This window comes from Streptomyces viridosporus T7A, assembly GCF_008704515.1.
Lineage (GTDB): Bacteria > Actinomycetota > Actinomycetes > Streptomycetales > Streptomycetaceae > Streptomyces > Streptomyces viridosporus.
Genome location: NZ_CP023700.1, coordinates 486,730 through 511,049, shown reverse-complemented (window position 1 = coordinate 511,049; position 24,320 = coordinate 486,730). Strand labels below are relative to the sequence as shown.

Sequence of the window (24,320 nt, the reverse complement as noted above, 5' to 3'; positions counted from 1 at the left end):
CCTGTCGGTGAGAAGCGCTCAGTGCCCCGGATGTCAGACCCGTGTGCGAGCGTGTCACGCGAAGGAGTGCGTGACACGAGGGGGATCGATGGCGGCGGGAAGCGACGGCTGGGTCGGCATGGGCTGGGACTGGACGGACGCGGCCGAGATCCGCCGGCGTCTCGACGGAGGCGCTGATCCGGAGCACTGGAGCGGGGGACGCCCGTTGCACCGCGCGGCGGTGTTCGGGTCCTCTCAGGTCATCGCCGAGCTGGCCGGCCGGGTCGCGGATGTGGACGCGCTGGAGAATGGGGTGACGGCACTGTGGGAGGCCGTCGTCTCCCGGAAGCCGGGCAACGCCCGGGCACTGGCCGCCGCCGGGGCCGACCCCTGGCGCCCGTCGCTCGGCGGCTGGTCACCGGGGCGGCTGGCCCTGGCCGGCCCGACACCGGACCTGTTCCCGGTGCCGGAAGGCGAGTGCCTGACCGACGCCGAGCGTGCGGTGGCGCAGGAGGCCCATCGGCTCACCACGGCGCTGGGCACGTTCTCCTACGACGGCACCGGGCTGGCCTGCGTCGCCGGCATCGACGCGGCCGAGGCGGTGCGCCGTCTTCAGGCGGTGCCGATGGCGCACGAGGTCATCGACGAACTGCTGGAAGACCCTTACGAGCACGACGCCGACGAGAGCCTGCGAATCGTCGGTGTCACCTCGGTGCCGGGCGGCTGCATCGTCACCCAGCCCTGGGGCTACGCACCGCAGATGCCGGGCGTGCTCACCCGCTTGTCCACCGGCACCGTCTGCTACGGCCTGTACGCCAACCCCAAGAGCGGCAATCAGGGCAGCATCGCCCGCGATGGCGCCGTCGAGGGCTGGGACCTGCACCCGGGCGGAGGACCGAACGAGCACGACACCCCCGAGGAGGTACTCGTCTCGTACCTCTACCAGGGCAACGCCGTAGCCTACTCCTGCGCCTTCGCGGGACTGCGTCCGACCGACGCACGCGGGGTGGTCGGGCCCCCCGATGCCTGGGTCGAACTGCCACGCCGCGACTACTGGGGTCACTGACGCTGACAAGCCGTCATCGTGCGACCGGGTCCCTGCGCGACAGCGGGGATGCCGGCGACCGACGCGGGTAGCCGGTCGAACACAGCAAGGACGAAGGGGGTCGGGCATGTCCGGATCGACCGGTGAAGCGCGCGGGCGCGGGACGCACGAGCACGGTGCCCCTCTCCTCGCCGTACTGCTGACGGCGGCAAGCGTGACATGACGATGTGTGGGCCCTACCCGAAGCAGCACTCGCCGCCCTCTGTGGCCAGAGCTCGTGCGTGATGCCAACTCCGGCAGACTGAGCACGAACCTTCTCCTCCACCGCGCCGACGACCTCGGCGACCCGATGCCGTTGACCTGCCTGGAATCGGCCTTCCCTGGAGACGTGGCCAAGGACGCAGACCAGGACGATCTCCTCCCCGGCGTCTTCGGCGCAACGGTGACCCTCAGCAGACTTGCCGGCATCACGGAACGGCATCCGCGTGCATTCCTGCTCCATGGCCCCCTTCGGGATGCCATCGCCGCTGCCACCGAAGGACTGACACGCGAAATCCGCGAAGAAGGCATCTACGAAAGCAGTTGGGACATCCCCCTCAAAGGCCCCGCAGCCGACGCCGCGAGACCGCCAAGGTCATCCTCGACTCCCGCTACACCGACACATCCTGAGCCGCTCCGGTATCCGCGGAGACTCCATGCGTTGACTCCAGCCGCCGGTCGGGGCTGGTGTTGAGCGTAGTAGTTGCCCGCGTGTTCGTGAGGCGGGATGTCTCCGATCGCTGTGGGAAGGCGCTGGATGTTGCACCCGTCGGCCCGTTCCGCATCTCGTTGACCCGCCGCGGCGCTGCAGCCGCGACCGCCCACGCCCGGCACCGCGCCTGAAGACGTGAGGCGAGCGACGGGCGCGGCCGTTGCCCGGGCAGACCGCGAAGGGCCCGACCGGCGAACCGAGCAGTACGACTGCGCCCCTGACCCTCGCGGGTCAGCACCGGCCGGCGTCCACCGTCACCACGAGGTCGACGGAAACGACCGTGAACGTCTCGGGCTCAGGCGGGGAGACGCTCAGGCAGTAGACGTCCTCGACGTCGTCGCTGCGCACCTCGAACCGGTCGGCGACCGGTGCACCCCCGCCGTCGCCCCATTCGCGGTACGCCGAGACGTGCAGCGAGCCGTGCTCGGGCCCTTCACCGCTGTCTTTGATGGCCTCGGAGATGACCTGTGTGTAGCCGCCGCGCCACCCGCCTACCTCCGTGGGCCCCGCGTTGAGGCCGGCCATGGCCGCGTGGACCGCGTTGCGCAACTCCCCCTCGCTCCAGGAGGAGTTGTTGTGCAGCACGTACATGCCGATGCCCCCGAAGAGCAGGGACCCCACGATCAGGGCCCTGCCGACCGGGCTATCGGGGTTGTAGACGTAACGATTTGTCCCCCACCGGGAACGGACGAAGACCGGCTCCGCCCCGTCCTCTTGAGCCATGGCGACAGCGTACCGACACCACACACCCGTTCCTGTTGCGTACGCGAACGCGACGGTATCTGATCCTTGCCAGTCTGCGGTAAGTGCATGGAAGGGCGGCGGTGCTGCTGCGCCGGAACATGGCCAAGGGGGCGGAATTGCTGGGGTGGCGCCACGAGAACGCGGTGCTGCGCAGACAGCTCACGGGGCCGGTGCGATACGAGCCGACGGGCCGGCCGTGGTGCGCAGCGCTGTCCTCGCTGTTCCCCCGGCGCCGGTGGCGCGTGCGGTCCCGCGGGGGATCGTCACCGACAAGCTGTGCTCCTACGGCGCCGCCCACCGTGAGGCCCTGCCCTCCGTGGGGCACCGCTGCCACAAGGGCCTGCACAACCGGGCCGAGAACAGCCACCAGCCCACCCGCCAGCGCGAACGCGCCATGAAAGGCTTCCGTCCCGTGGGCGGGGCTCAGCGGTTCCTCGCCGCCTTCAGCGGCATCTCTCCCCACTTCCGACCCCGCCGCCACCTGGTGGCCGCCGGAGAGCACCGCCTCGGGATGATCATCCGCTTCACCGTCTGGGACCAGGTCGTCAGCAGCACCGGCCTGGCCGCGGCGGCCTGACCCAGCACACCAACCAGGCCACAACACGCCCCGGCACGCCGCCGGCCGCTCACACCCCCCGCCAACGTGACGACGCCTTCACGAGCCCCACACCCGCACGTACGGGTTGATCTCTGCCTCCTTTTTCCGGCCTCGGGACTGACAGGCCGCATGTTCACGTGTCCCGTGTTCCTCGATCAAGCAGTCCAGCCCGTGACGCCGGTTGTCCCCGGAGGGCCTGCAGGGGCGTCCCGCGACACCTGTGACCGGTGCAGGGCGTCAGGGGTTCGTCGGTCCGAATCGGCCAGCCAGTGGTGGACTGCGAGCGCGGTGGTACGGGCATGTTCTTCCAGCATGGTGAAGTGGTCTCCGGGCACGGTGACCTCGGTGTGCGGAAGATCCCATACCGGAGCGGGTTCCACGCCGGGCAGCGGGTCCCGGGCCCGTACGAAGAGGGTGGGGGAGACGAGCCGCAAAGGCTTCCAGCCGGCGAAAAGCTCGAAGTACCCGGCCATGGCGGTGAGTCGGTCCGGGGCGGTCGGGAGGAACTCCGCCGCCCGGTGCAGCATGTCCGACGTCATCGCGGAGAGCGCCTGCCCACGGTCGCCGTCACTGCTGGGATAGGTGTCCACCAGGACAACGGCGAGCGGGGCGGAGCCTTCGGCCTCCAGCCGCTCGGCCACGGCCTGGGCCACCCAGCCACCGGCCGAGCGGCCCAACAGCACCAACGGCCCGTCACCCGCGGCCGCGCGGACGGTGGCGGCCTGGGCGGTGACGAGGGCGTCCAGCGTGGCCGGCAGCGTCTCCCCGTGCCCGAACCCCGGGTGCCGCACCGCCGCGACCGGCCGCAGGCCCCGCAGTCCGGCGCCGAAGCGCGCGTATTCCTGGGGTCCCGAGAGCGCACTGAGGGCGGGGAAGCAGATCACCCGGGGCCCCGTGCCGCCCGGTGCGAGCATCACAGGATCGAGTGCCGCACCGGGCGCCCCGGCGCTGTCGAAGGCCGGGCGGAGGCGTGCGGCGATGGTGAGCAGCACCATGCCGTCCCAGGCCCGCCCCCGGTCGCAAGCGGCGCGGAAGAGCGCACCCAGGGAATCCGAAGCACCTCCGGTGTCCGGTGCCTCCCCGGCCCGCACCGGGGCTTGCGGTGGGCCGGCCGTCCCCGGACCGCCGGGAACACCGTTGTCCGCCGTTCGGTCGGGGCCGCCCGGGTGGCCGATGGCATCCGGCCGCTCGAGGACGCCGGGGTCGCCGGGAGCACCGGCGACGCCGGGAGGAGTCGCCTCCTGGGCGTACCGCTCTGCCAGTTCGGCGGCAACCGTGCGCGGGGTCGGGAAGTCGAACAGCAGCGTGGGCGGCAGCGTCAGCCCCGTCGACGTCGCGAGCGAGTTACGCAGGTCGACCGCGGCCAGGGAGTCGAGCCCCAGGTCTGCCAGCAGGTCGTCCCCGTCAATCGCGGCCGCCCCCTCCGGGTGACCCAGTACCGAGGCCGCCAGGGCCCGCACCTCCGTGAGCAGCAACTCGCCCCGCTCGCCCGGGGAAGCGGCCGCCAGCCGCCGACCGAACAGGGCCTCGTCCCCGCCGCCCGCCCCCGCCGCACCGGGGACGGGCGGCCGGGACCGGCCCGCCGCCGGCCCGCCGCTCAGGACGGCCGGGGTGAGGCGGGCTGCCACCACCACCGGGTCGTCACCGGCCACGGCGGCGTCGAAGAGGGCCAGGCCCTCGTCCGCCTCGAGCGGGCCGAATCCCGAGCGGGCCATCCGCCGCAGGTCCGTGTCGGTGAGGTGCGCCATCATGCCCTCGCTCTGCCGCCAGGGACCCCAGGCGATCGACGTACCGGGCAGACCGAGCCGTCTCCGGTGCCGTGCCAGGGCGTCCAGCACGCAGTTGGCGGCCGCGTAGTTGGCCTGACCGGCGGAGCCGAAGGTACCCGCCACCGAGGAGAACAGCGCGAACATGGCCAAGTCGCGCCCCCGGGTCAGCTCGTGCAGGGCGAGGGCGGCGTCCGCCTTGGGCCGCAGCACCCGCTCCAGACGGTCGGTGGTGAGCGCCGGGAGGGTGCCGTCGTCCAGCACCCCCGCGGCGTGCACCACACCGGTCAGCGGATGGGCCGTCGGCACCGAGCCGAGCAGGGCGGCGAGCGCCGTCCGGTCCGCGACGTCGCACGCCCGGACGGTCACCTCGGCGCCCGACTCACCCAGTTCCGCGACGAGTTCGTCCACCCCTGGTGCGTCCGGTCCGCGTCGGCCGGCAAGCAGCAGACGTCGGACGCCATGGGCGGCGACCAGGTGCCGTGCCACCAGCATGCCCAGGGAACCGGTACCGCCGGTGACCAGGACGGTGCCCCCCGGATCGAGCCGCCGCCGGGACCGCCGTTCCCCCGTCGCCCCGGCCACCCGGACCAGCTTCGGTACGTACGCTGTTCCCCGTCGTACGGCTGTCTCCGGCGCCACGGCGGCCAACAGGGCGGGGAGGAGGCGCACGGAGTCGGGGTGATCGTCCATGTCGACCAGGGCGAACCGGCCCGGATTCTCCCGCAGGGCCGAGCGGACCAGCCCCCATACCGGTGCGTGGGCCGGTGCGGAAGCGCAGCCACCGGATGCGCCGGAATCCCCGGAACCGGTGCCACCGTCAACCGGACCGCCATCGTCCGGGGTGACGGCGCCGGAGGTGACGAGGACGAGGCAGGAGTCCGCCGGGCGAGGTTCGGCGAGCCACTCCCGTACCAGCTTCAGTGCCCAGCCCGCCGCCCACCGCATCTGTGCCGCCGGGTCCTGTGCACCGCCGGCCGTGTCCGGTGGTGGTGGGCACGGTGCAACGAGGACGGCCGGTGATGCGCCGTCCGCCGCCAGGTCGGCGTACACCGGAACGCCGGAACCCCGGGGCGCGAGCACATCCACCGGCCGTGTGCCCGCCGTGCCCAGGACGCCCCACGGGGGCACCACCGGAGGTACGGGCGGCTCGGGCAGCGGCACCCAGTCCATCCGGTGGAGAACCCCAGGGCCCGGATCCACCGTTCCCGATCCGGTACGCGGAAGGGGCCGGAGCATCAGCGAACGTACCGCGGCCACCGGCGCGCCCGCCGCGTCGGTCAGCTCCACCCCGGCCCGCCCGTCCGGACCGGGAGTGATCCGCACTCGCAGCCGCCGCGCGCCGGCCGTGTGCAGGCGCACCCCGCCGAAGGCGAACGGCAGGAAAACCCCACCACCATCCGTCCTGTCCGTCCCGACACGCTCCGCCGTGCGCCCGTCGAGCGCCAGGGCGTGCAGCGCCGCGTCCAACAGCGCCGGATGCAGGACGAACCCTGGGCCACCCGCGTCCGGGAGCGGGGCCCCGGCGGCCTCGGGCAGCGTGACCTCGGCGTACAGCTCCTCCCCGAGCCGCCAGGCGGCGCGCAGGCCCCGGAAGGCGGGGCCGTAGCCCAGCCCGCTTCCGGCCAGCCGCTCGTACGGGTCGGCACCCGGATCGCCGGCGTACAGCGGCACCGCGCCCGGCGGCGGCCAGGGCGCGGCCCCTGCCCCGGTCGCGGCCGCAGCCGCTTTGCGGTCCGCCGGCTGCCGCTCCGGCACGAGCGTCCCGGAGGCGTGCCGGTGCCAGGGCCGGTCGCCCGCCGGTGTGTGCGGCCGGGCGTGGAAGAGCACGCTCCGCCGTCCCGCACCGTCTGGCCCCGACACCTTCACCTGCAGCTCGACCGTGCCGTCCGCAGGCAGCGACAGCGGCGCGGTCAGCGCGAGTTCGTCCAGGACGGGCGCGCCCGCCGACTCACCGACGTGCAGGGCCATCTCCACGAAGGCGGCCGCCGGCAGCAATACCGTCCCCGCCACCACATGGTCGGCCAACCAGGGCTGGGCGTGCACCGAGAGCAGCCCGCTCAGCAACAGCCCGTCGTCGTCGGCCGTCGCGGTGCGGGATGACAACAGCGGGTGGGCCGGGACGTCCGGTGGGGGAGTGGCCCGATGCCGCGGGGTGGCGTCGAGCCAGTACCGGCGGCGCTGGAAGGCGTACGTGGGCAGGGGGACGCGCCGACCGCCGCGCCCGGCGAAGACGGCCCGCCAGTCGATGGGCACGCCATGGGCGTGCAGCGCGGCCACAGTGTCGAGCAGGGCGTCCGCCTCCGGCCGCGCCCCGCGCAGAGTCGGCAGGACCAGCGGCGCCGGGGTCCGCTCGCCGGCGGGCGCTCCGTCCGTGCCCGGGCCCGCCGGAGCCGCTCCGGTCGCGGCGAGGCAGCCGCGGACCAGGCCGGTGAGCACCCCGTCCGGCCCCAGCTCGACGTAGTGTGCCGCGCCCCGGTCCTGGAGATGCGCCACTGAATCGGCGAAGCGGACCGGGCGGCGGACGTGGCCCACCCAGAACTCCGGTGAGCTCAGCTCCTCCTCGGTGGCGGCCCGGCCGGATACGGCGCTGACCAGGGGAATCCGCGGCGCGGCGAAGGAGAGGCGCCGCACCACGTCCGCGAAGTCGGCCAGCATGGGTTCCATCCGCACGGAGTGGAAGGCGTGGCTCACCCGCAGTGGCGTCGTGGACCGGCCCTGCTCCCGGAAGTGCGCGACGGTCTCGTGCACCGCGCTCTCGTCCCCGGAGACGACCACCGAGGCGGGCCCGTTGACGGCGGCGACCTCCACCGCACGCCCCGCCCCGGCGAGTCGGGCGGCCACTTCGGCCACCTCGTCCGCGTCGGCGGCCACGGCGGCCATCGCACCGCCCGCAGGCAGCGCGTCCATCAGCCGGCCCCGGGCCGCCACCAGGGTGCAGGCGTCCGCGAGGGACAGCACCCCGGCGACATGCGCCGCGGTCACCTCGCCCACCGAGTGCCCGGCCACCAGATCCGGGCGCACACCCCAGGTCTCGAGCAGCCGGAACAGGGCCGTCTCCAGGGCGAAGAGCGCCGGCTGCGCGAACCGGGTCGCGTGCAGGAGCGCGTCAGTCTCCGTGCCGGAGCCGGCGAACACGACGTCCCGCAGAGGCACCGGCAACAGCGGGTCGAGCAGGGAGCAGCTCTCGTCGAACGACCGGGCGAAGCTTGGATGAAGTCCCCGGGACTCGTACAGCTCACGTCCCATGCCCACGCGTTGGCTGCCCTGGCCGGTGAAGAGCAGGGCCAGCGGGCCCTGGCGACGGGACGTGCCCGTCCGCACCCCGGGCCGGCTTTTTCCCTCCGCCACCGCCCGCAGGGAGGCGAGCAGTTCCGCACGGTCCCGGGCCACCACCACGGCCCGGTGCTCGAAGGCCGCGCGGGTGGTGGCGAGCGAGTACCCGATGTCCACCGGCGCCGCGTCCGGCGCGGCGGCTACCTGGTCGTACAGCCGCCGCGCCTGGGCCCGCAGCCCCGGCCCGCTCCTCGCCGACACCGGAACAGCCACGGACGGCGGCACCGCCCCGCCGTCGACGCGGCTGCTCCCGGCCCCGTCGTCCGCCACGGAAGCCGGCGGCGGGGCATCCCGATCCGCCGGGGCCTCCTCCAGCACCACATGGGCGTTGGTGCCGCTGATGCCGAAGGAGGACACCCCCGCCCTGCGGGGGCGGTCTGTCCTCGGCCACTCCACCTCCCGGGTCAGCAGCGCCAACCGCCCCGACGACCAGTCGACCCGGCTGGTCGGTTCGTCGGCGTGCAGCGTACGCGGCAGCACGCCGTGGGCCATCGCCTGCACCGTCTTGATCACGCCCGCCACCCCGGCGGCGGCCTGGGTGTGACCGATGTTCGACTTCACCGAGCCCAGCCAGAGCGGATGCTCCCGCGCCTCCCGCCCGTACGTCGCCGAAAACGCCTCCGCCTCGATGACATCGCCCAGTTGGGTGCCGGTGCCGTGTGCCTCCACCGCGTCGATGTCCCCGGGGGCCAGCCCCGCGTCCGCGAGGGCCTGCCGGATCACCCGCTGCTGCGCCGGGCCGTGCGGTGCCGTCAGCCCGTTGCTCGCCCCGTCCTGGTTCACCGCCGAGCCGCGGACCACGGCCAGCACCGGAAGCCCGGTGCGGCGCGCCTCGGACAACCGGCTCAGCAACAGCATGCCGGCGCCCTCGGCCCATCCCGTGCCGTCGGCGGACGCATCGAACGCCTTGCAGCGGCCGTCCGGGGCCAGCGCCCGCTGCCGGCTGAACTCCACGAACGACGAGGGCCCCGACATCACCGTGACCCCGCCGGCCAGCGCGAAGGAACACTCGCCTCGGCGCAGCGCCTGGGCCGCCAGGTGCAGGGCCACCAGGGACGACGAGCACGCCGTGTCCACCGTGACGGCCGGGCCCTCCAGGCCGAAGGTGTAGGCGATGCGACCTGAGGCGACGCTTCCGGCGCTGCCGATGCCGAGGTAGCCCTCGACATGCTCGGGTACCTCTGTGAGACGGCCGGCGTAGTCGCTGTACATCAGCCCGACGTACACCCCGGTCGACGAGCCGCGCAGGGTGCGGGGAACGAGACCGGCGTGCTCGAGGGCCTCCCACGCCACTTCGAGCAGCAGCCGGTGCTGCGGGTCCATGGCCAAAGCCTCGCGGGGGGAGATGCCGAAGAAGCCGGGGTCGAAGCGGTCCACACCGGAGAGGAAGCCGCCCTCACGCACATACGTCCGGCCGGACCGCCCGGGGTCCGGGTCGTACAGTGCCTCCGTGTCCCAGCCCCGGTCGGTGGGGAACGGACCGATGGCGTCCCTCCCGTCGGCCACCAGCCGCCACAGTTCCTCGGGGGAGGTCACGCCCCCGGGATAGCGGCAGGCCATCCCCACGATCACCACGGGATCGTCGTCCGGCCGAGCCGCGCCTCGGTGCGCGATCCCGGCTCCCGACGGTGCGGCGGCGCTCCGCGAACGGAGGTGGGCGGCGAGCGCGGCGGCCGTGGGGAAGTCGAAGGCGACGGCCTCGGAGAGCGGGAGGCCGGTCGCCGCCGACAACCGCTCCCGTAGCACCGTCGCCGTCAGCGAGTCCATACCGAGATCGCGGAGCGCTGTTCCGGGCTCCACCGCCTCCGCCGTGCAACCGAGCACGGCCGCGGCCTCGTTCCGCACCAGGGCCAGCAGGTCCGCCGTCGACTCCTCGGCCGCCCCTGTGCCCAGCGTCCGTGCGGGCCGGTCGGCGAGGGCGTGCCGCCGCACCTTTCCAGAGGCGGTACGGGGAATGCCCTCCACCTCGTACAGTTCGACGGGCACCTTGAAAGCGGACAGTTCCGCACGACAGGCGGCGAGGACCGCCCCCCTGTCCAGTCCACCGCTGCCCGGTGCGGGGACCAGATAGCCGACCGGCACCTCGCCGAAGACGGGGTGCGGGCGTCCGGCCACGGCGGCGTCCGCCACCCCGGGCAGCCGCCGCAGCACCGCCTCCACCTCCGAGGGGTGGATGTTCGCCCCGCCTCGGATGATCAGCTCACTCGCCCGGCCGGTGATCACGAGTTCGCCGGAGGCCTCGATCCTGGCCAGGTCGCCGGTGCGGAACCAACCGTCGCGCAACACCTCGGCGGTGGCCTCCGGCCTGCCGTGGTAGCCGACCATGACTCCAGGCCCGCTCACCCACAACTCGCCCTCGCCGGTGTCCTGTCCGTTCGCGCCACCGCCGACCCGGACCCGGGTGCCGGGCAGCACCCGGCCGCACGACCCGGCCGCCGATGTGCTGCCCGGTGCCGCCATGGTGACCGGACCCGCCTCGGTGCTGCCGTAGTGCTCCAGGTAGGGGGTGCGGCAGATCGCCTCGAAGGCCCTCCGGAACTCGGACCCCGCCGAAGCGCCCCCGCTGATGCAGCCCCGCAGCGCGGGCGCGCTGAGCCCGCCGCCCTCCTCGCCCCGGACCGCGTCGAGCAGGGCCGAGTACGTGGTCGGCACCCCGCCGAGGAGAGTGTAGGGGGCGTCCGTACGGCGCAGTTCGCCGAGCACCTCCGCCACCGAGAAGCGGGGCGGGAGCATGGCGCTCGCCCCGGTCGCGGTCACCCCGAGGACGCAGACCACCTGGCTCATGGCGTGGTGGAGGGGCAACGGCCACAGCACCCGGTCCCGTTCCGACAGACCGAGAACACCGACGAGGCCCGCCGCGACCGGCGCGAGGCGGTTGCGCTGGGTGGACAGCACTCCCTTGGGGGCGCCGGAGGACCCGGAGGTGTAGAGCAGCCACGCCGTCTCGTCCAACCCGAGATCGTCCCGGGCGGGCGTCCCCGGCTCCGTACACGCCAACTCCTCGTACCGCAGAACGCCGCCCGCCGTCCCGGCCCGGTCCGCCAACGCTCCGGAGTCCCCGGACGGCGAAGTGTCCCCGCCCTCCTCACCGCCCTCGGCCACCACCACGATCAGTCCGGGGCGGGACAGCAGTTCCCGCCGATGCGTCAGCCGGGCCTCATCGGTGATGAGCACGCGCGCACCGCAGTCCTCCAGCAGACGGGCCGACTCCGCCCCTGAGCCCCCGGGATCCAGCGGCACGCCCACCCCGCTCGCCCGGGTAACGGCGAGCAGGCTCTCGACCGCCTCGACACGGTTGCCGAGCAGGATGGCCACCCGCTCGCCCCGCGCCAGGCCGAGCCCCGCCATGTGCCCGGCCAGCCGTCCGGTCCTGCGTTCCAGGTCCCGGTAGGTCCGCCGCGTACGGCGGTCCTGGAAGGCGACCTTCTCCCCGAGGCGCCGGGCATGTTCCCGGAGCGACTCCGGCAGTGGCCTGATGGTGTCCGTGTCTGTACCCACTCGTTCCGCCCCTCCCGTGGACTCCTACGAAAGAGGGTGGCGTGGTTCGCCTGGTTCCCTGCGGCAGCGGCGCAGCGACCCTGCTCACTTCGTGGCGGGGACCCTGCCCTTGCCGAACACCTCATCCATACCGTCACCCTGTCCGGGGCCCGCTTGTCCGTGTTCGCCGCGATCGAGCACGCGAACCGCCGGATCCGGACCCTGGCCGCGACCGCGCCTCCGACCGCGTCCGGGGTGGTCCAGGCGGCGAGGAATCTTGTCATGGACCTCAAGGACGCCGGCTGTCGGGCGCGCTATCTGATCAGGGAACGGGAAGGGAAGTTCCCGCGGCTGTTCGACACCGCCCTCAAGGACGCGGGTATCGAGGCGGTGCTCAGTGACGTCCGGATACCGAGAACGAACTCGATCACGGAGCCGGTGGGTGCAGACCTGCCGACGAGAACTGCTGGACCGCACATTGATCTGGAACCAACGCCATCCCCTGCACGTACTAGGCGAGTTCGAGACGTTCTACAACGAGCACAGGCCGCACCAGGGCCTCACGAACACCCGCCCCCTCCACCCGTTGCCCGCTCCGATCGAGGACCCGGACCGGATCGCCCGTCTGGACAGCTGAACTGCGAAAATACTGGTCAAGTTCGAAACGCCAGCGGGAAGATCCTCAAGCGGGAACTGCGGAACTGCTTCGCGGACGGCCAGCCTGTCGCATCGAGGACGACGCGCACCGTAGCTCCGAGCCCGGAACGGCCTCTGGCCCGCCGTCCATGAACCACTGGTGCGGTCACGTGGACGGCGGAGTTCAGGGGTCATTCACCCGCGCGTGGTCAGAAGCGCATCGCGTACGAGATGCGTCGGCGCAGGGATTTGGTGCGCTGTGCATCGTGAAACCGGTCGTCCTGCTCCAGGACCTGGATCGCCTGTCGCACTCGGACGTTGGCCTGGTCAATGGCTTCGTCCAGCGGCATGACCAAGGGCAGGTCGAAGATCTCGACGATCCGCTCCACACGTTCACGGACACTGCCGCCCACGACGTGGTAGGGAATCTCCAACTCCTCGAGAGTCTCGATCAGAAGATCGTCGGACAGCTTCCGGAACTTTTCGGAGACCGGCCGGTGGCCGTCAGCCTTCATCGCGAACTCGACCGGGAGGTGTACGTAGGCGTCGTAGATCCGCTTGGCACGGGCCTTGGTGACCGCCCCGTAGGCGTCCATGTACTGGCGGTAGAACCGCTTCACCGGCAGCCCGGCGATGTTCTTCACCGTCTTGAGGAGGAAGTTGGCCCCTGGGTTGATGCCGACCCGCATCCGTGCCTCACCGTAGATCCACTCGTGGATCACCGAGCCGTCCGAGATGAACGGCCCCTCACCCGCCTCGTGGTGGATGCGCTCCTCGAGCCGGCGCAATCCGAGCATCGTCAGCTCCGACGCGCTGAGTTCCTGGACCTGTTTGCCCGGGACGAGTTCCATGAGGATCTCGCGGGAGGTCATGGCGTGCGTGCGCGGGATGCCGGTCGCTATCGACAGTGCCTCGGTCGTGGTGCTCTTGCCGCTGGAGTACGTGCCGGAGATGGCGAGACGAAGACCGCGCTCCCCGGCGAAGGAGGCAGGCGGAGAGCCGGCCTGAGCTGCCGGGATGCTCGTGTTGCCCATGGGGTGTTCTCTTTTCGTCGTGGTGTTCCGGCCGGAGCCGGGATGTCGGGTGATGCGGCTGTCGCCGGCCGTGGAGCCGGCGACAGCCGCTCTGCAGGCCGCCAAGCGGTACCGAGTCATCCGCCCAGGCCCAGGCCGCCGCTGACCGGCAGGACCGCACCGGTCACGAAGCGACCTGATTCGCCGGTCAGATAGCGCACCGCCGCGGCGACGTCCTCCACCTCTCCCATGCGGCCCAGCGGGGTGATGGTCAGCAGGTGCTCGCGCCGGCGGTCGGTGATTTCACGGCTCATGTCCGTGTCGATCAGTCCCGGCGCGACGACGTTGACCGTGATGTTGCGGGGACCGAGCTCCCAGGCGAGGGAGCGGGCCATGCCGAGCATTCCGGCTTTCGCAGCGCCGTAATTGACCTGTCCCGGTGCTCCGTATGCGTAGGTCATCGAGGACATCAGGACGATCCGGCCCCAGCGGGCACGCACCATGCCGCGCACGGCGCGCCGCACGGTACGGAAGGCCCCGTGCAGGTTGACGTCGACGACGTCCGTGAAGTCCCGTTCGTCCATGCGCAAGAACAACGTGTCGCGGGTGATGCCCGCGTTGACGACCAGTACCTCCACCGGCCCGTGCTCTGCCTCTACCTTCTCGAACGCGGTGTCGATGCTCTTCGTGTCCGTCATCTCGGCGCGTACGGCGAACAGCTTGTCGGGCGGTCCGGTATCGCGGTGCGTGACGGCGACGCGGTCCCCGTCGGCGGCCAGGGCGCGCGCCACGGCGAGTCCGATGCCGCGATTGCCGCCGGTGACCATGACTGAACGTCCCATCAGTGGCTCCTTCGGTCGACGGGACCGTCTTCGTGACCCGCGCGGCGACGACCGAAGACCCTTCGGGTGGCGAGCACCAGATTCGCGGCCGCGGTCACGGCGATCAACGAGCTGATCTCCCCGTGGCTGGGCACCTGGCCGGAGCCGCTCGGGAAGCCGGCGAACAGGCCGCCGCCCACGTCGCCGCACCGGTCGTCGTGGCCGTGGTCGCGGTGGGCGTCGGAACCGGTGCGCGGGCCGGGCTCCGTTCCGGACCGGGTGTCGGGGCCGGGACGCCCTACGTGTCGTGTGTCCCTCACCGGATCACCTCGCCCAAGCGGCTTCCGGCCGTGCACTGCTGCGGACCGGCGGCGAACAGGTGCTCGATGGCTGCGGTGAGCCGGCTGGCTGTCAGCGCGTTCGGCACGATCCGCCGGGCGAAACGCGGGCTCGGCGGCACCCCGTCGTGCTTCTTCTCGGCCATCAGCGGTGGCAGGAGTGCCACGGGTGTACGGGACAGTGCCGTGTCGCTGTCTGAGAGGAAGCGGGCGGCGCGGTCCCGGTGGGCGGCCGGCAGCCAGTCGAGGAACGGCAGTCGCAACTCGATGACCTCGTCATCCATGAGGTCTCCGTGGCATGTGCCCGTCAGATCCTCGAGTAGTCGGCAGGGCGCGGCCTGCCACTCCTCCCGCAGTATCGGCACGGGGTTGCGGGCTTCGTCCAGCAGGACGAGCAGTGGCCGTTCGCTTTCCAGGTGCTCGCGCACCATCGCCAGCTGCCCCTCGTCCGGCCAAATCCCGGTGGGTGTCCAGTGACTCGCACGTTCCGGAGCGGGCTCCTTCCAGAGCACGCGGGCCGGCCCCTCCAGCACGACGAGCACTTCTCCGAAGCGTAACGTCGGTGAAAAGCGCATGATTGATTTCCCCCGTTGTTTACTGCAATTGCCGTGATGACGCCCCTTCAGACATGCCGGCCCACCGCGCTCCATTTATCTTCCGTGGGACGGCATGACGTGTGAATGGGTGAAATTCAGCATTCACCTGTAATGGCGTGCCCGTGAAGATGTACCGACGCAAGAACGCGGGGACCTGCGGCGTCAGAAAGGTTCGCTCGTCCGGTGAACGCGTCGCGCCTAGGCGGCAGTGGGCAGCCGGTGCGCGAGAGAGCACCGGCCGCCGATCCTCGAGTAGTCGTCGACGACCAGTTCCGCCGCGCGCCAGGTCTCCCCGCCCATGCCGATGAGCCGGGTCCTGGCGGTGCGCACGGTCGATACGAAGCTACGTCCGAGGGGCCGTATCGGCGTCTGCGTGCCGATGACGAAGCGCCTCATCCAGAGTGTGTTGCTGTTGCCCCGGGACAGCCCGTCCTGTGCGTAGAGCAGGGCCTGGGCCAGCTGGGCCACCCCCACCAGCGCGTCGACCAGCGAGACCGAAGGTCCGTAGGCCGCTTCCGCCCCGTGTGTCTCCGCGCCCCTCTCCGTGGCGACAACACGCTGTCGTCCCCGCACTCGCTGCCGGTCGAGGTCGACATGGACCTGGTCCGCGTACTGGTCGCGGTGCTTGTAGCCCTCGCCGTAGTGTCGGGCCCGCGCCGGCCCGAGTGCCTCCGCAGCGTCGGCGTACGTGGCGAGGCCCTCGGGCCCGGCGCCACGCTCATGGGCGAGTGTGCAACGCACACGCAGCCCGCCGATACGGCAGTCGAAGGTGCTGGTGAGCGCGGACTGCTGCGGAGCCGGGCCGTCGACTGCGAGGAGTCGGCCCTGTACGGGAAAGTCCGCGAGGTCCTCGTGCGGACTGCTCCCGGCGCGTACGTCGGCATGCCGCAGCCAGGTGCGGCGCTGTTCCGTGGCTGTCAGCCCGAAGGCCCGGTTGACGTGTACTTCGGCCAGGGTCGCGGCCAGTACCAGCGCGTCGATGCTGCTGAGATGAGGCCGCAGCTCGCCGGCGCCCGACTTGCGGGACCAGTCCTGCGGATACGTCAGCGTGCCCCGTGCGGTGGCGAGCGCGCCCGGCTCGGCCGAGCCGTCGGTGGTGATGTCCCTCAGGTCCTGGACGACTCGCTTGTACCCGCTCCCGAAAAAGCGTGCGCTGCCAGGACCGAGGCAGCTTTCCAGAGATCCGTAGAATAAATCCTTGCTGTTCATCCCCCGTTACCTTCCCCCGTGCCGCGGACTTGGTCCGCTTACCGGAGCCACTCAGGTTCGAGCAGCCCTGGGCGTGAAATATTAACACGTTGGAGATGAGTCGAGTAAGGGATCAAGGAAAAAATCTGTGACGTCTTCCACAAGGTCACGGAAAAGGCACTCATTAAATGGATTCTTTAATTCCGCGGGAAGATCCATGACGAGTACTCGGAGCCCGGAGTTCCATTAAAATGGAAAAACGGAATTCGTGCATCGCGGCCGCAAGGGGATCACTCGCAAGCGATCACGCGCGGCCAGCGATCGGCGAGCAGCTCGCCGAGCAGCGTCCGCAGCCGTTCGCGGTCGGCCTCGGGCACGGTGGAGAGGAAGTCCTCCTCCACCTGGTCGACGGCGTGCCCGGCGCGCTCAAGAGCCTCGCGGCCGCCGTCGGTGAGGCGCAGGATGTACCTCCTGCGGTCCGACGGGTTGCGGCGACGCTCCACGTGGCCCGCGCCCTCCATCTCGTCGATCAACGCCACCATGGTCGTCGGGTCCAGGTTGAGCAGTCGGCTCAGATCCTGTTGGGACAGGCTGAGGTCACTGTCCAGGGCCGTCAGGACGTAGAAGTAACGCAAGCGCATGCCCTGTGCCGTGAGCGCTCGCTCGGCCTCCTCCATCAGGAGGAGGCCGGCTTTGTGCAGCAGGTAGCCGGTCCTGCGGATCAGAGGGAAGTCGAGCCTGGTGGGCTCAGCCGGGCTGGGCATCGCCTGTGTCATCCGGGCCGCTCCCCTTGTCGCTGAGTGACCGGTCCCGGGCCGCCGGGCCCTTGGTGATGCCGAGCGTCCTTTGTGCCGATCGTCGGTTGTTTCGAGGGTACCCGGCGGTGGTGCCGGCCTCCAAGGCCGGGCCTGCCGCGGTCGCTGCCGCTGCGGCTGCGCGTGAGGTGTCCGGCCTCAGAGTGCCCCGCCGGTCGGCACCTGGCCATGGCTCCTGGTGTGTTCGGCGGGCACTTCGGTGCTCTCGGTCTCCTTGGCGCTTCCGGCGCCCGTGAGTCGGCCTCCGTCGTCCGGCGCATCCATGCGAGCACTCTCGTGGAGGTCCCGGGTGCGGATGAAGGCGAATCCCACTACCGCACCGACCGCGGCGACGGCGGCGCAGATGAGCATGACGTCGGTCAGGCCGTCCACGAAGGCGGTGCGCGCCGCCTCGTCGAGCGCGGGGGCCAGTTCCCGAGGCGCACGGCTCACGGCTTCGGCACCGCCGCCCGCCGCGACCGCCTCACCGAATTCGTGCGCGGTCGGGCCCAGTTGCCGCCCCACCCCGGACTCGGTGAACAGGTCCGTCACGCGGCTTTGGAAGGCGGCGCCGAAGCCGGCGATGCCGATGGCGACACCCACCTGCTGGAACGTCTCGCTGATGCCCGAGGCCATGCCCGCCTTGGACGGTTCCACGACGGCGATGGACAGGGAGGCGCGGGGTGGGTTGAACAGCCCCATGCCCAGGCCGATCCCGAGCATGCTCGGCAGCAACGCGGTCCAGGAGGTGTCCGGGCCGATGAGTGAGACGAGGACCAGTCCGATCGCGATAAGTGTGAGGGAGGCCCCCACCAGCAGCCGCTGCGGCACCCGCGTCGTCAGCGAGCCGGCGACCGCGGCGGCAACGAACAGGGTCAGAGTCAGCGGAAGGAACCGCAGGCCGGTCTCCCAGGGGGAGAACGCCAACACGTTCTGCACGTAGGAGACCAGCAGGAAAATCGCGGACATGGTGGCGGCGGCGCACAGCAGCGTGACCGCCGACACCCCGTTGAACGTGACGTTCCTGAACAACGACAGCTGGAGCATGGCCCGTGCGCCAAGCCGCCTCTCGACGACGCCGAACACCGCGAGGAGGAGTGCGGAGCCGACGAACATGGCGACGATCGGAGCGCTGCCCCACCCGTCGGCCTCACCGCGAAGCAGCCCCAGCACGAGCAGGGTCAGCGCGCCGGAAAAGAGGACCAGCCCCCACCAGTCGACAGCGGGTGCCGACTCCTCGCGGGACTCGCGCATCCGGAGCAGGCTGACGGCCAGCGCGATGAGACCCACCGGAACGTTGACCAGGAAGATCCAGCGCCAGCTGAGCCCGTCTGTGAGAGCGCCCCCGATCAGTGGCCCGAAGGCGATGGACAGGCCAACGACACCGCCGAAGACGCCGAAGGCTGCGCCGCGGTCCTTGCCCCGGTACTCCTGCCCGATCAGCGCAGGACCGATGGCGAACAGGACGGCGCCCCCCAGGCCCTGGACGCCACGGGCGACGGAGAGGACGACCGCGTCGTTCGCGAGGCCACACGCGAGCGAGGCCAACAGGAAGACGACGAAGCCGAAGTTGAAGACGCGTTTGCGGCCCAGCCGGTCCGCCAGCGATCCGGCGGTCAGCAGCACCGCGGCGAGGCCAAGTGCGTACGCGTCGAGCACCCACTGAAGCGAGGTGAAACTCGCGTCGAAGGCCTGCCGGATGTCCGGCAGCGCGACGTTCACCACGGTCAGGTCGAGCAGCAGCATGAACGTGGCCACACACACGACGGCCAGAGTCCATCCCCGCCCGCCACTCTCCGCCCCGGCGCCGGGACCGGCGGCCTGTTGTAGCGACCGCGTCGTTCGTTCGGACATCATTCCCCCGAGTCTCGATGATCCACGCTTTAAATCATCGAAGCTTCCGATGATTTGAGAAGCTAGGGAGACGGAGGGGTGCCTGTCAATGCACTCAGGGCTTTCGGTCGGCATCGGGCCGGAAAGCGTCGATCCGGTGGCCAGCGCGGGGCCGCGAAGACATCGGCACCCGCCGGGTGCGCCGAACGGCCCTCGGGCCTGCGGAGCAGCGGGCAGAACCGCAAAACGGAGAAGGGGTCCTGCCCGCCCCGTGCGACGACGGCTACGCCGCCCGGGCCCGCGCACTCGACATCGACGCCGGCTGATCCTGCTCGATCTGCGCGGCACCGGCGACTCCGCGGTGCCGACGGATCCGACGACGTACCGTTGCGACCGGCTCGTGGACGACGTGGAGGCGTTGCGCGCCTGTCTGGGGGTGGAGCGCAGTCGGCCCAACACCTTGCTGAGGTTTTCGTTAGTTCTGTGGGTGTGGCGGACTCGTGGGTGGAAGCCTGTTGTCGTGTCTTTCAAGCCTTCGCGTGCTGTCTCTGAGTCCGTCGTTCCCCCCTTTGACACAGCCGCAGTCGGCCGAGGCACGGCGTGTGCGGGCAGCCGAGTTGTTCGATCAGGGACGCTCGATGCCGAGATCGTACGAATGCTGGAGGTCAGTGACGAGAGCGTGCTGCGGTGGAAACGGGCGTGGGAGGAGGGCAGCACTCATGCCTTGCGGCGGCGCCCGGCCACCGGTCGCCCATCCAAGCTGGACGAGGCCCAGGTCGAGCAGGTGCGGACCGCACTGGAGCAAGGCGCCCAGGCGCATGGTTTCGAGGCCGATCTGTGGACCTTGGAGCGGGTCGGCCCGGTGGTCGAGAAGTTACGACACCACCGCACTCATTCAGGTCCTCGAGCAAGTCAGGGTCTTCTACGCCGAAGAGCCGGTGGTGCTGGTCCGGGACGGGCTGTCCGCCCACCGGAGCCGGGCCATGCGCGCCCGGGCCGTCGAACAGGCCTGGCTCACCCTCGAGTGATTACCGGCCTGTGTGCCCGGGCTCAACCCGGTGGAACTGCTGTGGTCGGCGATCAAGGAGCGCGAGCTCGCCCACCTCGCCGGCGACCACCTCGCAGACGTTGCCGACGCCACTGAACGGGGCATCCACCGCATCAGCCAGAACGATCAACTGCCCTGGTCCTTCCTCGCTCACACCGGACCCACCACCCACCCACCCCCACAGAACCAACGAAAACCTCAGCAAGGTGGAGCTGGTCGGTCTCGGTGAGGGTTTCCGGGCGACGGAGGAGCCATCCGTACGGGGCGCGTGTTCCGGGGTGGTCGTCAGTACGCCCCGAAGGACCAGAAGACGCCTACCTCTTCGCCGTTCACCGCGATCACGCCCAGGTCCTCGAATATGTCGAGGCCGGCGATGTACTCGTGGGTGTGGAAGCAGTGGGACGCGGTGCCCTGGAGGCCGGATGCGAGGAAGTCCGGTGATGGATCGGAGGCGGCGGCCGTCGCGTTGGTCCAGTAGCGCGCACCGGGTCCATACCGGTCGAGCAGCAACCGGGCATCCGCCACCAGGGCGTCCCGGGTGGGGCGGGAGCGGACGGGGGCCTGCTCCGCCTGCCATTCCTCCGCCATGATGGCCAGCGCGGCGACTGCCGCCTCTGCCTCCAGGGGGTACAGACGGGCGGGCAGCAGCGCTGGGTCCGGCGGGTCGAAGGGGTACGCAGGCATCGTTCGGCGGGCGGGGTTGAGGCGGTCCCAGTCCAGCCGGACCCAGCCGCGGGGATCGGCGACCGTTCGGTGCAGCACGGCATGGACGTCGTGCGCCCAGTCCTCGTGTTGTCGGGGACCGGTGGCCACGAAGGTGTACGTGTCGTCCAGCAGCCGCAGCGCCGCCGCGTTCCAGGGGCTGCGGCGGGAGCGGAACTCCGCCAGCAAGCCGCTGACTTCCCGGCAGAAGGCGTCCTTCGGCTCGCGCGGGACGCTCCGGAGCCGGTCGAGGGCCCAATGGACGAGCTCGTCCCCTTCTTTCGCCGCGAGGCCGAGCGGTTCCGGCGGGAGCGCGGCGTCCGTCGCGTCCCACAGCGCCTCCAGATGGGCCTCCATCAGGTCCAGGGCCGCCCGGCCGGCAGGTGCAAGCATCCCGCCACTTTAGGCCACCGCCGTCAGGCGGCGCTGCCTCTGGGGCGAGGGGGGAGGCTGGCTGCGCCAGTCCGTCACCGCGGACGCGCTCGCCCGGCTCGGCCAGCGCATGGGGAGGCGGTGCTGCGCTCTGCCTGCACGACTCCGCTGCATCGGCAGGTGCCTTCAAAAGTCGTGACGAAGCGCAAAGTCCTCGGCCGGACGACGACGTCAGAACTCGTCAACAAACGCTGTCGCAAGAAGTGATCGAGGCCAGACAGAGCGTTGCCAACGTCTAGTATCTTCACTTCCAACTCGCCATGACCCAGGAGCCAGCATGTCCACCGCCACGGAGACGGCCTTCACCGCCGGCGACGCCACCTACCGGCTCACAGGAGACAAGGTCCGGGCTGCCACCGCCCACCTGGCACCCGCCGACTCCGCCAATCCGCACCCCAACCGGAGTTGGTACGCCCTCGTCGGTACCCACCTGTACTACGTGGTCGACTTGGTCGCGGAGGCCACCGGTGCTGCGGATGTGAGAGTCAAGACGGCCCGTCTCGCCCTCGCCGAACTCGGCTTCCCCGTCTTCGCCCTGGCATGGAACACACTGCTGACCCAGGGCCATCCCGGCCACACCGGCTGACCGCCGCACTCACCCGACCACCGAACCGCCCGGTACCTCCAGGGAAGCCGACACCGAGACAGTGCGGGCCGCCCAATCACGGGGAGCATCTCAGGTGATGTGCCCCGGTGCAGCACGAACGGCTCCCCACCCAGAATTCGGTTGTCAGTCCTTTGTGTGCTCGGTGATCCAGCGGGCAGCGAGGAATCCGGATGCGGCGGTGAGGCCGAGGGCGTCAGTGAGGATGCCGGTGACGAGGGCGCCGGCGGCGTAGCCGATGTCGCGCCAGAACCGGTAGGCGCCGAGGGCGTTGGCCCGCCAGGCGGGGTGGGCGTGGTCGGAGATGGAAGCGATGAGGGCCGGGTAGAGCATGGCGGTGCCCAGACCGAGGAAGACCGCGGACAGGAGGCCCGCGAGCAGTGGGCGCTCCAGCAGGGCGAGAGCGAGGACGAAGCCGACGGTCTGCACGAGCATGCCGTAGATGATGAGCGGTTTGCGGCCGATGCGGTCGGCGAGGTGACCGGTGGGAATCTGCCCGAGACCCCACAGGATCGGGTAGAGGCCCTTGAGTAGGCCGACCGCGGCGAGCCCGAGGCCGTGGTCGGTGAAGAGCAGGGGGAAGACCCCCCCAGGTGAGGCCGTCGTTGAGGTTGTCGATCAGCCCGGCCTGGTTGGCGCCTCGCAAGGAGCGGTGGTGCCAGGAGGTCCGGGCGAACGTGGCTTTTAGGCCGGTGTCCTCATCCGTCGGCAGCGGCTTGGTGTGCTGGGCCGGTTCCAGGGCGACGTGGGCGGCGGTGTCGCGGACGACCAGGGCCAGGGCGAGGCCCGCGACGACGAAGACGACGCCGATGAGCTCGGGGACGGAGCGCAGGCCGTAGGAGGTGGCGAGGTAGCCGGTCAGCAGGGCGGTGACACCGACCGCGGTATAGCCGGCGGCTTCGTTTGTCCTCCGTGCCTCGGGCAGGCCGCTGTCCGCGGGCGCCCACGTAGTTGGTCGGCTCACCGTCGAGGACGGTGGCATCGGTGTGACCGGTCCGTTCCCTGAGACCGGCGGCGGTCATGGCGCGCTCGCGGCGTAGGTTTTCAAGTACTCGGCGGCCTGGGCGGGGGCGATGGCGGCGGGGGTGACGGGGGTGCTCACGTGCGTGAGGCTGCTCTTCGTCTTTTCGTCCGGGGGAGTACCGAACGGACTAGAATACCCCGAGGGGTATCAATGGAGGAGGATGTGTGGAACTGGACATGGCGGCTGACGAGTTGAAGAGCGTGCTCAACCGGTTGCGGCGGGCGCAGGGCCAGATCGCGGGGGTCATCCGGATGATCGAGGAGGGGCGGGACTGCGAGGAGGTGATCACGCAGCTCGCGGCGGTCTCCCGGGCGCTGGACCGGGCCGGTTTCGCGATCATCGCGACGGGGTTGCAGCACTGCATGGCCGAGGAGGGACAGGTGGACGGCGACCGGGACCGGATGCGCGCCCGCCTGGAGAAGCTGTTCCTGTCGCTGGCCTGAGCGGCACTTCCGGCTTGAGCGGCGCCTCCGGCGTGAGCACCGCCTCACACCACGGCGTCGACGAGCATGAAGGCGGCCACGGCCAGCAACACCATCGCGAAGACCCGCTGCAGGCGGGGTCCGGAGACCTTCGCGGCGAGGCGTTTGCCGTCCCAGGCACCCAGGACGGCGGTGGCGATGAAGGGGCCGATCACCGCCCAGTCGAGAGAGACGGCGGCGCCCGAGCGGGTGGCCAGCGAGGCCAGGGAGTTGGCCGTGATCACCAGCAGGCTGGTGCCGACGGCGGCCTGCATCTCGAAGGACAGGACGGTGACCAGGGCAGGCACGGCGAGGAAGCCGCCGCCCACACCCAGCAGTCCGGTCAGCGCGCCCAGACCTGCCCCGGCCCCGGCGGCCCTGGCCGGCCGGACCGCGCCGCTCCCGGTACCGGTAGGGGCGGAGGGCCGGAGCATCTTGAACGCGGCGACGGAGGCGACGGCGGCGAAGGCGAGGGTGAGGACGGCCTGGGGCAGGTGGGCCGCCGCGGCTCCGGCCAGGGCGGCGGGCAGGATGCCGGCGGCGGCGAACGCTGCTCCGGCCTTCCACCGCACGTTTCCGGCCCGGGCGTGCGCGTACAGGGCGGTGAGCGAGGTGACGGTGACGATGACGAGGCTGGCGGTGGTGGCCTCGGCGGGGGTGAAGCCGAGCAGGTAGATCAGGGCGGGGACGGCCAGGACGCTGCCGCCGCCGCCGAGCCCGCCGAGCGCGAGGCCGACCACGGCGCCGGCGACCAGGGCGAGGATCAGGGCGCTCACGCGATCCGGCCGTCCCGCCCGCGCTCGTCGACCACCGGCAGGCCGGCCTCCGCCCAGGCAGTCATGCCGCCGGTGACGTCCACGGCCTCGACACCGCGGTCGGTCAGGAGCTGGGCGGCCTGCTGCGAGCGGCGCCCGGAGCGGCAGATCGCCACCACCGGCCGGCCCTGCGCGTCCGGCGGCAGGGCGGCTCCGGCCAGCAGCCGGGTCAGGGGCAGGTGGACGGCGCCGGGTGCGTGCCCGGCCTTCCACTCTGGTGCTTCGCGGACGTCGAGCAGCACGACGGTGCCGTCGTCGGTGCGGGCGCGGGCCTGGTCGGGGGTGAGGCGGCAGGTGCCGCGGCGGAAGAGGAACATGG

18 protein-coding genes and 4 pseudogenes are annotated in these 24,320 nt (G+C 71.3%); 9 read left to right on the top strand and 13 right to left on the bottom strand.

Annotated elements, in window-relative coordinates; genetic code table 11:
- Nucleotides 1-88 precede the first annotated feature (88 nt).
- Nucleotides 89-1,045 carry a hypothetical protein gene (locus CP969_RS02570; RefSeq protein WP_016828046.1) on the top strand — a complete coding sequence of 319 codons (957 nt, stop codon included), beginning with the start codon at nucleotides 89-91 and terminating at the stop codon, nucleotides 1,043-1,045.
- A gap of 961 nt (nucleotides 1,046-2,006) precedes the next feature.
- On the opposite strand, the gene CP969_RS02565 is transcribed toward CP969_RS02570, so the two are convergent.
- On the bottom strand, nucleotides 2,007-2,498 hold the full coding sequence (locus tag CP969_RS02565; RefSeq protein ID WP_026085502.1) for a hypothetical protein: 492 nt from the start codon (nucleotides 2,496-2,498) through the stop codon (nucleotides 2,007-2,009).
- A gap of 83 nt (nucleotides 2,499-2,581) precedes the next feature.
- Between CP969_RS02565 and CP969_RS33610 the strand changes: the two are divergent.
- Together CP969_RS33610 and CP969_RS02555 are read left to right on the top strand one after the other, a co-directional pair.
- Nucleotides 2,582-2,758: pseudogene (locus CP969_RS33610) on the top strand (integrase core domain-containing protein); the annotation flags it as partial.
- 11 nt (nucleotides 2,759-2,769) lie between these two features.
- A pseudogene (locus CP969_RS02555) lies at nucleotides 2,770-3,096 on the top strand (DDE-type integrase/transposase/recombinase); the annotation flags it as partial.
- 176 nt (nucleotides 3,097-3,272) lie between these two features.
- Here the strand turns inward: CP969_RS02555 and CP969_RS02550 are convergent.
- Nucleotides 3,273-11,717, bottom strand: coding sequence for a type I polyketide synthase (locus CP969_RS02550; RefSeq protein WP_051044460.1), 8,445 nt, complete (start codon nucleotides 11,715-11,717; stop codon nucleotides 3,273-3,275).
- A gap of 421 nt (nucleotides 11,718-12,138) precedes the next feature.
- On the opposite strand from CP969_RS02550, the gene CP969_RS02545 reads away from it, so the two are divergent.
- Nucleotides 12,139-12,333 (top strand): integrase core domain-containing protein, encoded by a 195-nt coding sequence (locus CP969_RS02545; protein ID WP_016828049.1) that lies wholly within the window; start codon nucleotides 12,139-12,141, stop codon nucleotides 12,331-12,333.
- Nucleotides 12,334-12,541: 208 nt separating this feature from the next.
- Here the strand turns inward: CP969_RS02545 and CP969_RS02540 are convergent, their stop codons facing one another.
- From CP969_RS02540 to CP969_RS02510, 7 genes are all read right to left on the bottom strand, one after another.
- Nucleotides 12,542-13,366, bottom strand: a complete 825-nt coding sequence (locus CP969_RS02540; protein WP_004993178.1) for an AAA family ATPase — start codon at nucleotides 13,364-13,366, stop codon at nucleotides 12,542-12,544.
- Between the two features lie 116 nt (nucleotides 13,367-13,482).
- On the bottom strand, nucleotides 13,483-14,187 hold the full coding sequence (gene fabG / locus CP969_RS02535) for a 3-oxoacyl-ACP reductase FabG (protein WP_004993179.1): 705 nt from the start codon (nucleotides 14,185-14,187) through the stop codon (nucleotides 13,483-13,485).
- Entirely contained in the window at nucleotides 14,187-14,486 is a 300-nt protein-coding gene (locus tag CP969_RS02530) for a hypothetical protein (RefSeq protein WP_016828051.1), read from the bottom strand. The genes fabG and CP969_RS02530 overlap by 1 nt, the downstream gene beginning before the upstream one ends.
- Nucleotides 14,483-15,046 (bottom strand): hypothetical protein, encoded by a 564-nt coding sequence (locus CP969_RS02525; RefSeq protein ID WP_016828052.1) that lies wholly within the window; start codon nucleotides 15,044-15,046, stop codon nucleotides 14,483-14,485. The genes CP969_RS02530 and CP969_RS02525 overlap by 4 nt, the downstream gene beginning before the upstream one ends.
- A 252-nt stretch (nucleotides 15,047-15,298) precedes the next feature.
- Nucleotides 15,299-16,309, bottom strand: coding sequence for an AvrD family protein (locus CP969_RS02520; RefSeq protein ID WP_016828053.1), 1,011 nt, complete (start codon nucleotides 16,307-16,309; stop codon nucleotides 15,299-15,301).
- 269 nt (nucleotides 16,310-16,578) lie between these two features.
- The gene (locus CP969_RS02515; RefSeq protein WP_016828054.1) at nucleotides 16,579-17,064 is read right to left on the bottom strand and encodes a MarR family winged helix-turn-helix transcriptional regulator; all 486 of its coding nucleotides are present in this window, start codon (nucleotides 17,062-17,064) and stop codon (nucleotides 16,579-16,581) included.
- Nucleotides 17,065-17,241: 177 nt separating this feature from the next.
- On the bottom strand, nucleotides 17,242-18,936 hold the full coding sequence (locus CP969_RS02510; RefSeq protein WP_106431186.1) for an MFS transporter: 1,695 nt from the start codon (nucleotides 18,934-18,936) through the stop codon (nucleotides 17,242-17,244).
- A 292-nt stretch (nucleotides 18,937-19,228) separates the two neighbouring features.
- Between CP969_RS02510 and CP969_RS33605 the strand changes: the two are divergent.
- From CP969_RS33605 to CP969_RS33595, 3 genes and pseudogenes are all read left to right on the top strand, one after another.
- Nucleotides 19,229-19,360, top strand: a pseudogene (locus CP969_RS33605) (alpha/beta fold hydrolase); the annotation flags it as partial.
- Between the two features lie 210 nt (nucleotides 19,361-19,570).
- A pseudogene (locus CP969_RS34545) lies at nucleotides 19,571-19,630 on the top strand (hypothetical protein); the annotation flags it as partial.
- Between the two features lie 103 nt (nucleotides 19,631-19,733).
- A complete protein-coding gene (locus CP969_RS33595) occupies nucleotides 19,734-19,943 on the top strand; it encodes a hypothetical protein (protein WP_004993191.1) in 210 nt (69 codons plus the stop codon).
- A gap of 305 nt (nucleotides 19,944-20,248) precedes the next feature.
- On the opposite strand, the gene CP969_RS02500 is transcribed toward CP969_RS33595, so the two are convergent.
- Nucleotides 20,249-21,058: a hypothetical protein gene (locus CP969_RS02500; RefSeq protein ID WP_026085504.1), complete on the bottom strand. Its 810-nt coding sequence runs from the start codon at nucleotides 21,056-21,058 to the stop codon at nucleotides 20,249-20,251.
- Between the two features lie 316 nt (nucleotides 21,059-21,374).
- On the opposite strand from CP969_RS02500, the gene CP969_RS02495 reads away from it, so the two are divergent.
- Nucleotides 21,375-21,683 carry a hypothetical protein gene (locus CP969_RS02495; protein ID WP_016828059.1) on the top strand — a complete coding sequence of 103 codons (309 nt, stop codon included), beginning with the start codon at nucleotides 21,375-21,377 and terminating at the stop codon, nucleotides 21,681-21,683.
- A 144-nt stretch (nucleotides 21,684-21,827) separates the two neighbouring features.
- Here CP969_RS02495 and CP969_RS33590 read toward each other — a convergent pair whose 3' ends face one another.
- Nucleotides 21,828-22,277 carry an MFS transporter gene (locus CP969_RS33590; protein WP_216087574.1) on the bottom strand — a complete coding sequence of 150 codons (450 nt, stop codon included), beginning with the start codon at nucleotides 22,275-22,277 and terminating at the stop codon, nucleotides 21,828-21,830.
- Nucleotides 22,278-22,889: 612 nt separating this feature from the next.
- On the opposite strand from CP969_RS33590, the gene CP969_RS02485 reads away from it, so the two are divergent.
- Complete coding sequence (locus tag CP969_RS02485) at nucleotides 22,890-23,168, top strand: metal-sensitive transcriptional regulator (RefSeq protein WP_016828062.1); 279 nt, start codon at nucleotides 22,890-22,892, stop codon at nucleotides 23,166-23,168.
- A 44-nt stretch (nucleotides 23,169-23,212) separates the two neighbouring features.
- On the opposite strand, the gene CP969_RS02480 is transcribed toward CP969_RS02485, so the two are convergent.
- Together CP969_RS02480 and CP969_RS02475 are read right to left on the bottom strand one after the other, a co-directional pair.
- The gene (locus tag CP969_RS02480; RefSeq protein WP_016828063.1) at nucleotides 23,213-23,962 is read right to left on the bottom strand and encodes a sulfite exporter TauE/SafE family protein; all 750 of its coding nucleotides are present in this window, start codon (nucleotides 23,960-23,962) and stop codon (nucleotides 23,213-23,215) included.
- Complete coding sequence (locus tag CP969_RS02475) at nucleotides 23,959-24,318, bottom strand: rhodanese-like domain-containing protein (RefSeq protein ID WP_016828064.1); 360 nt, start codon at nucleotides 24,316-24,318, stop codon at nucleotides 23,959-23,961. The genes CP969_RS02480 and CP969_RS02475 overlap by 4 nt, the downstream gene beginning before the upstream one ends.
- Nucleotides 24,319-24,320: the final 2 nt, after the last annotated feature.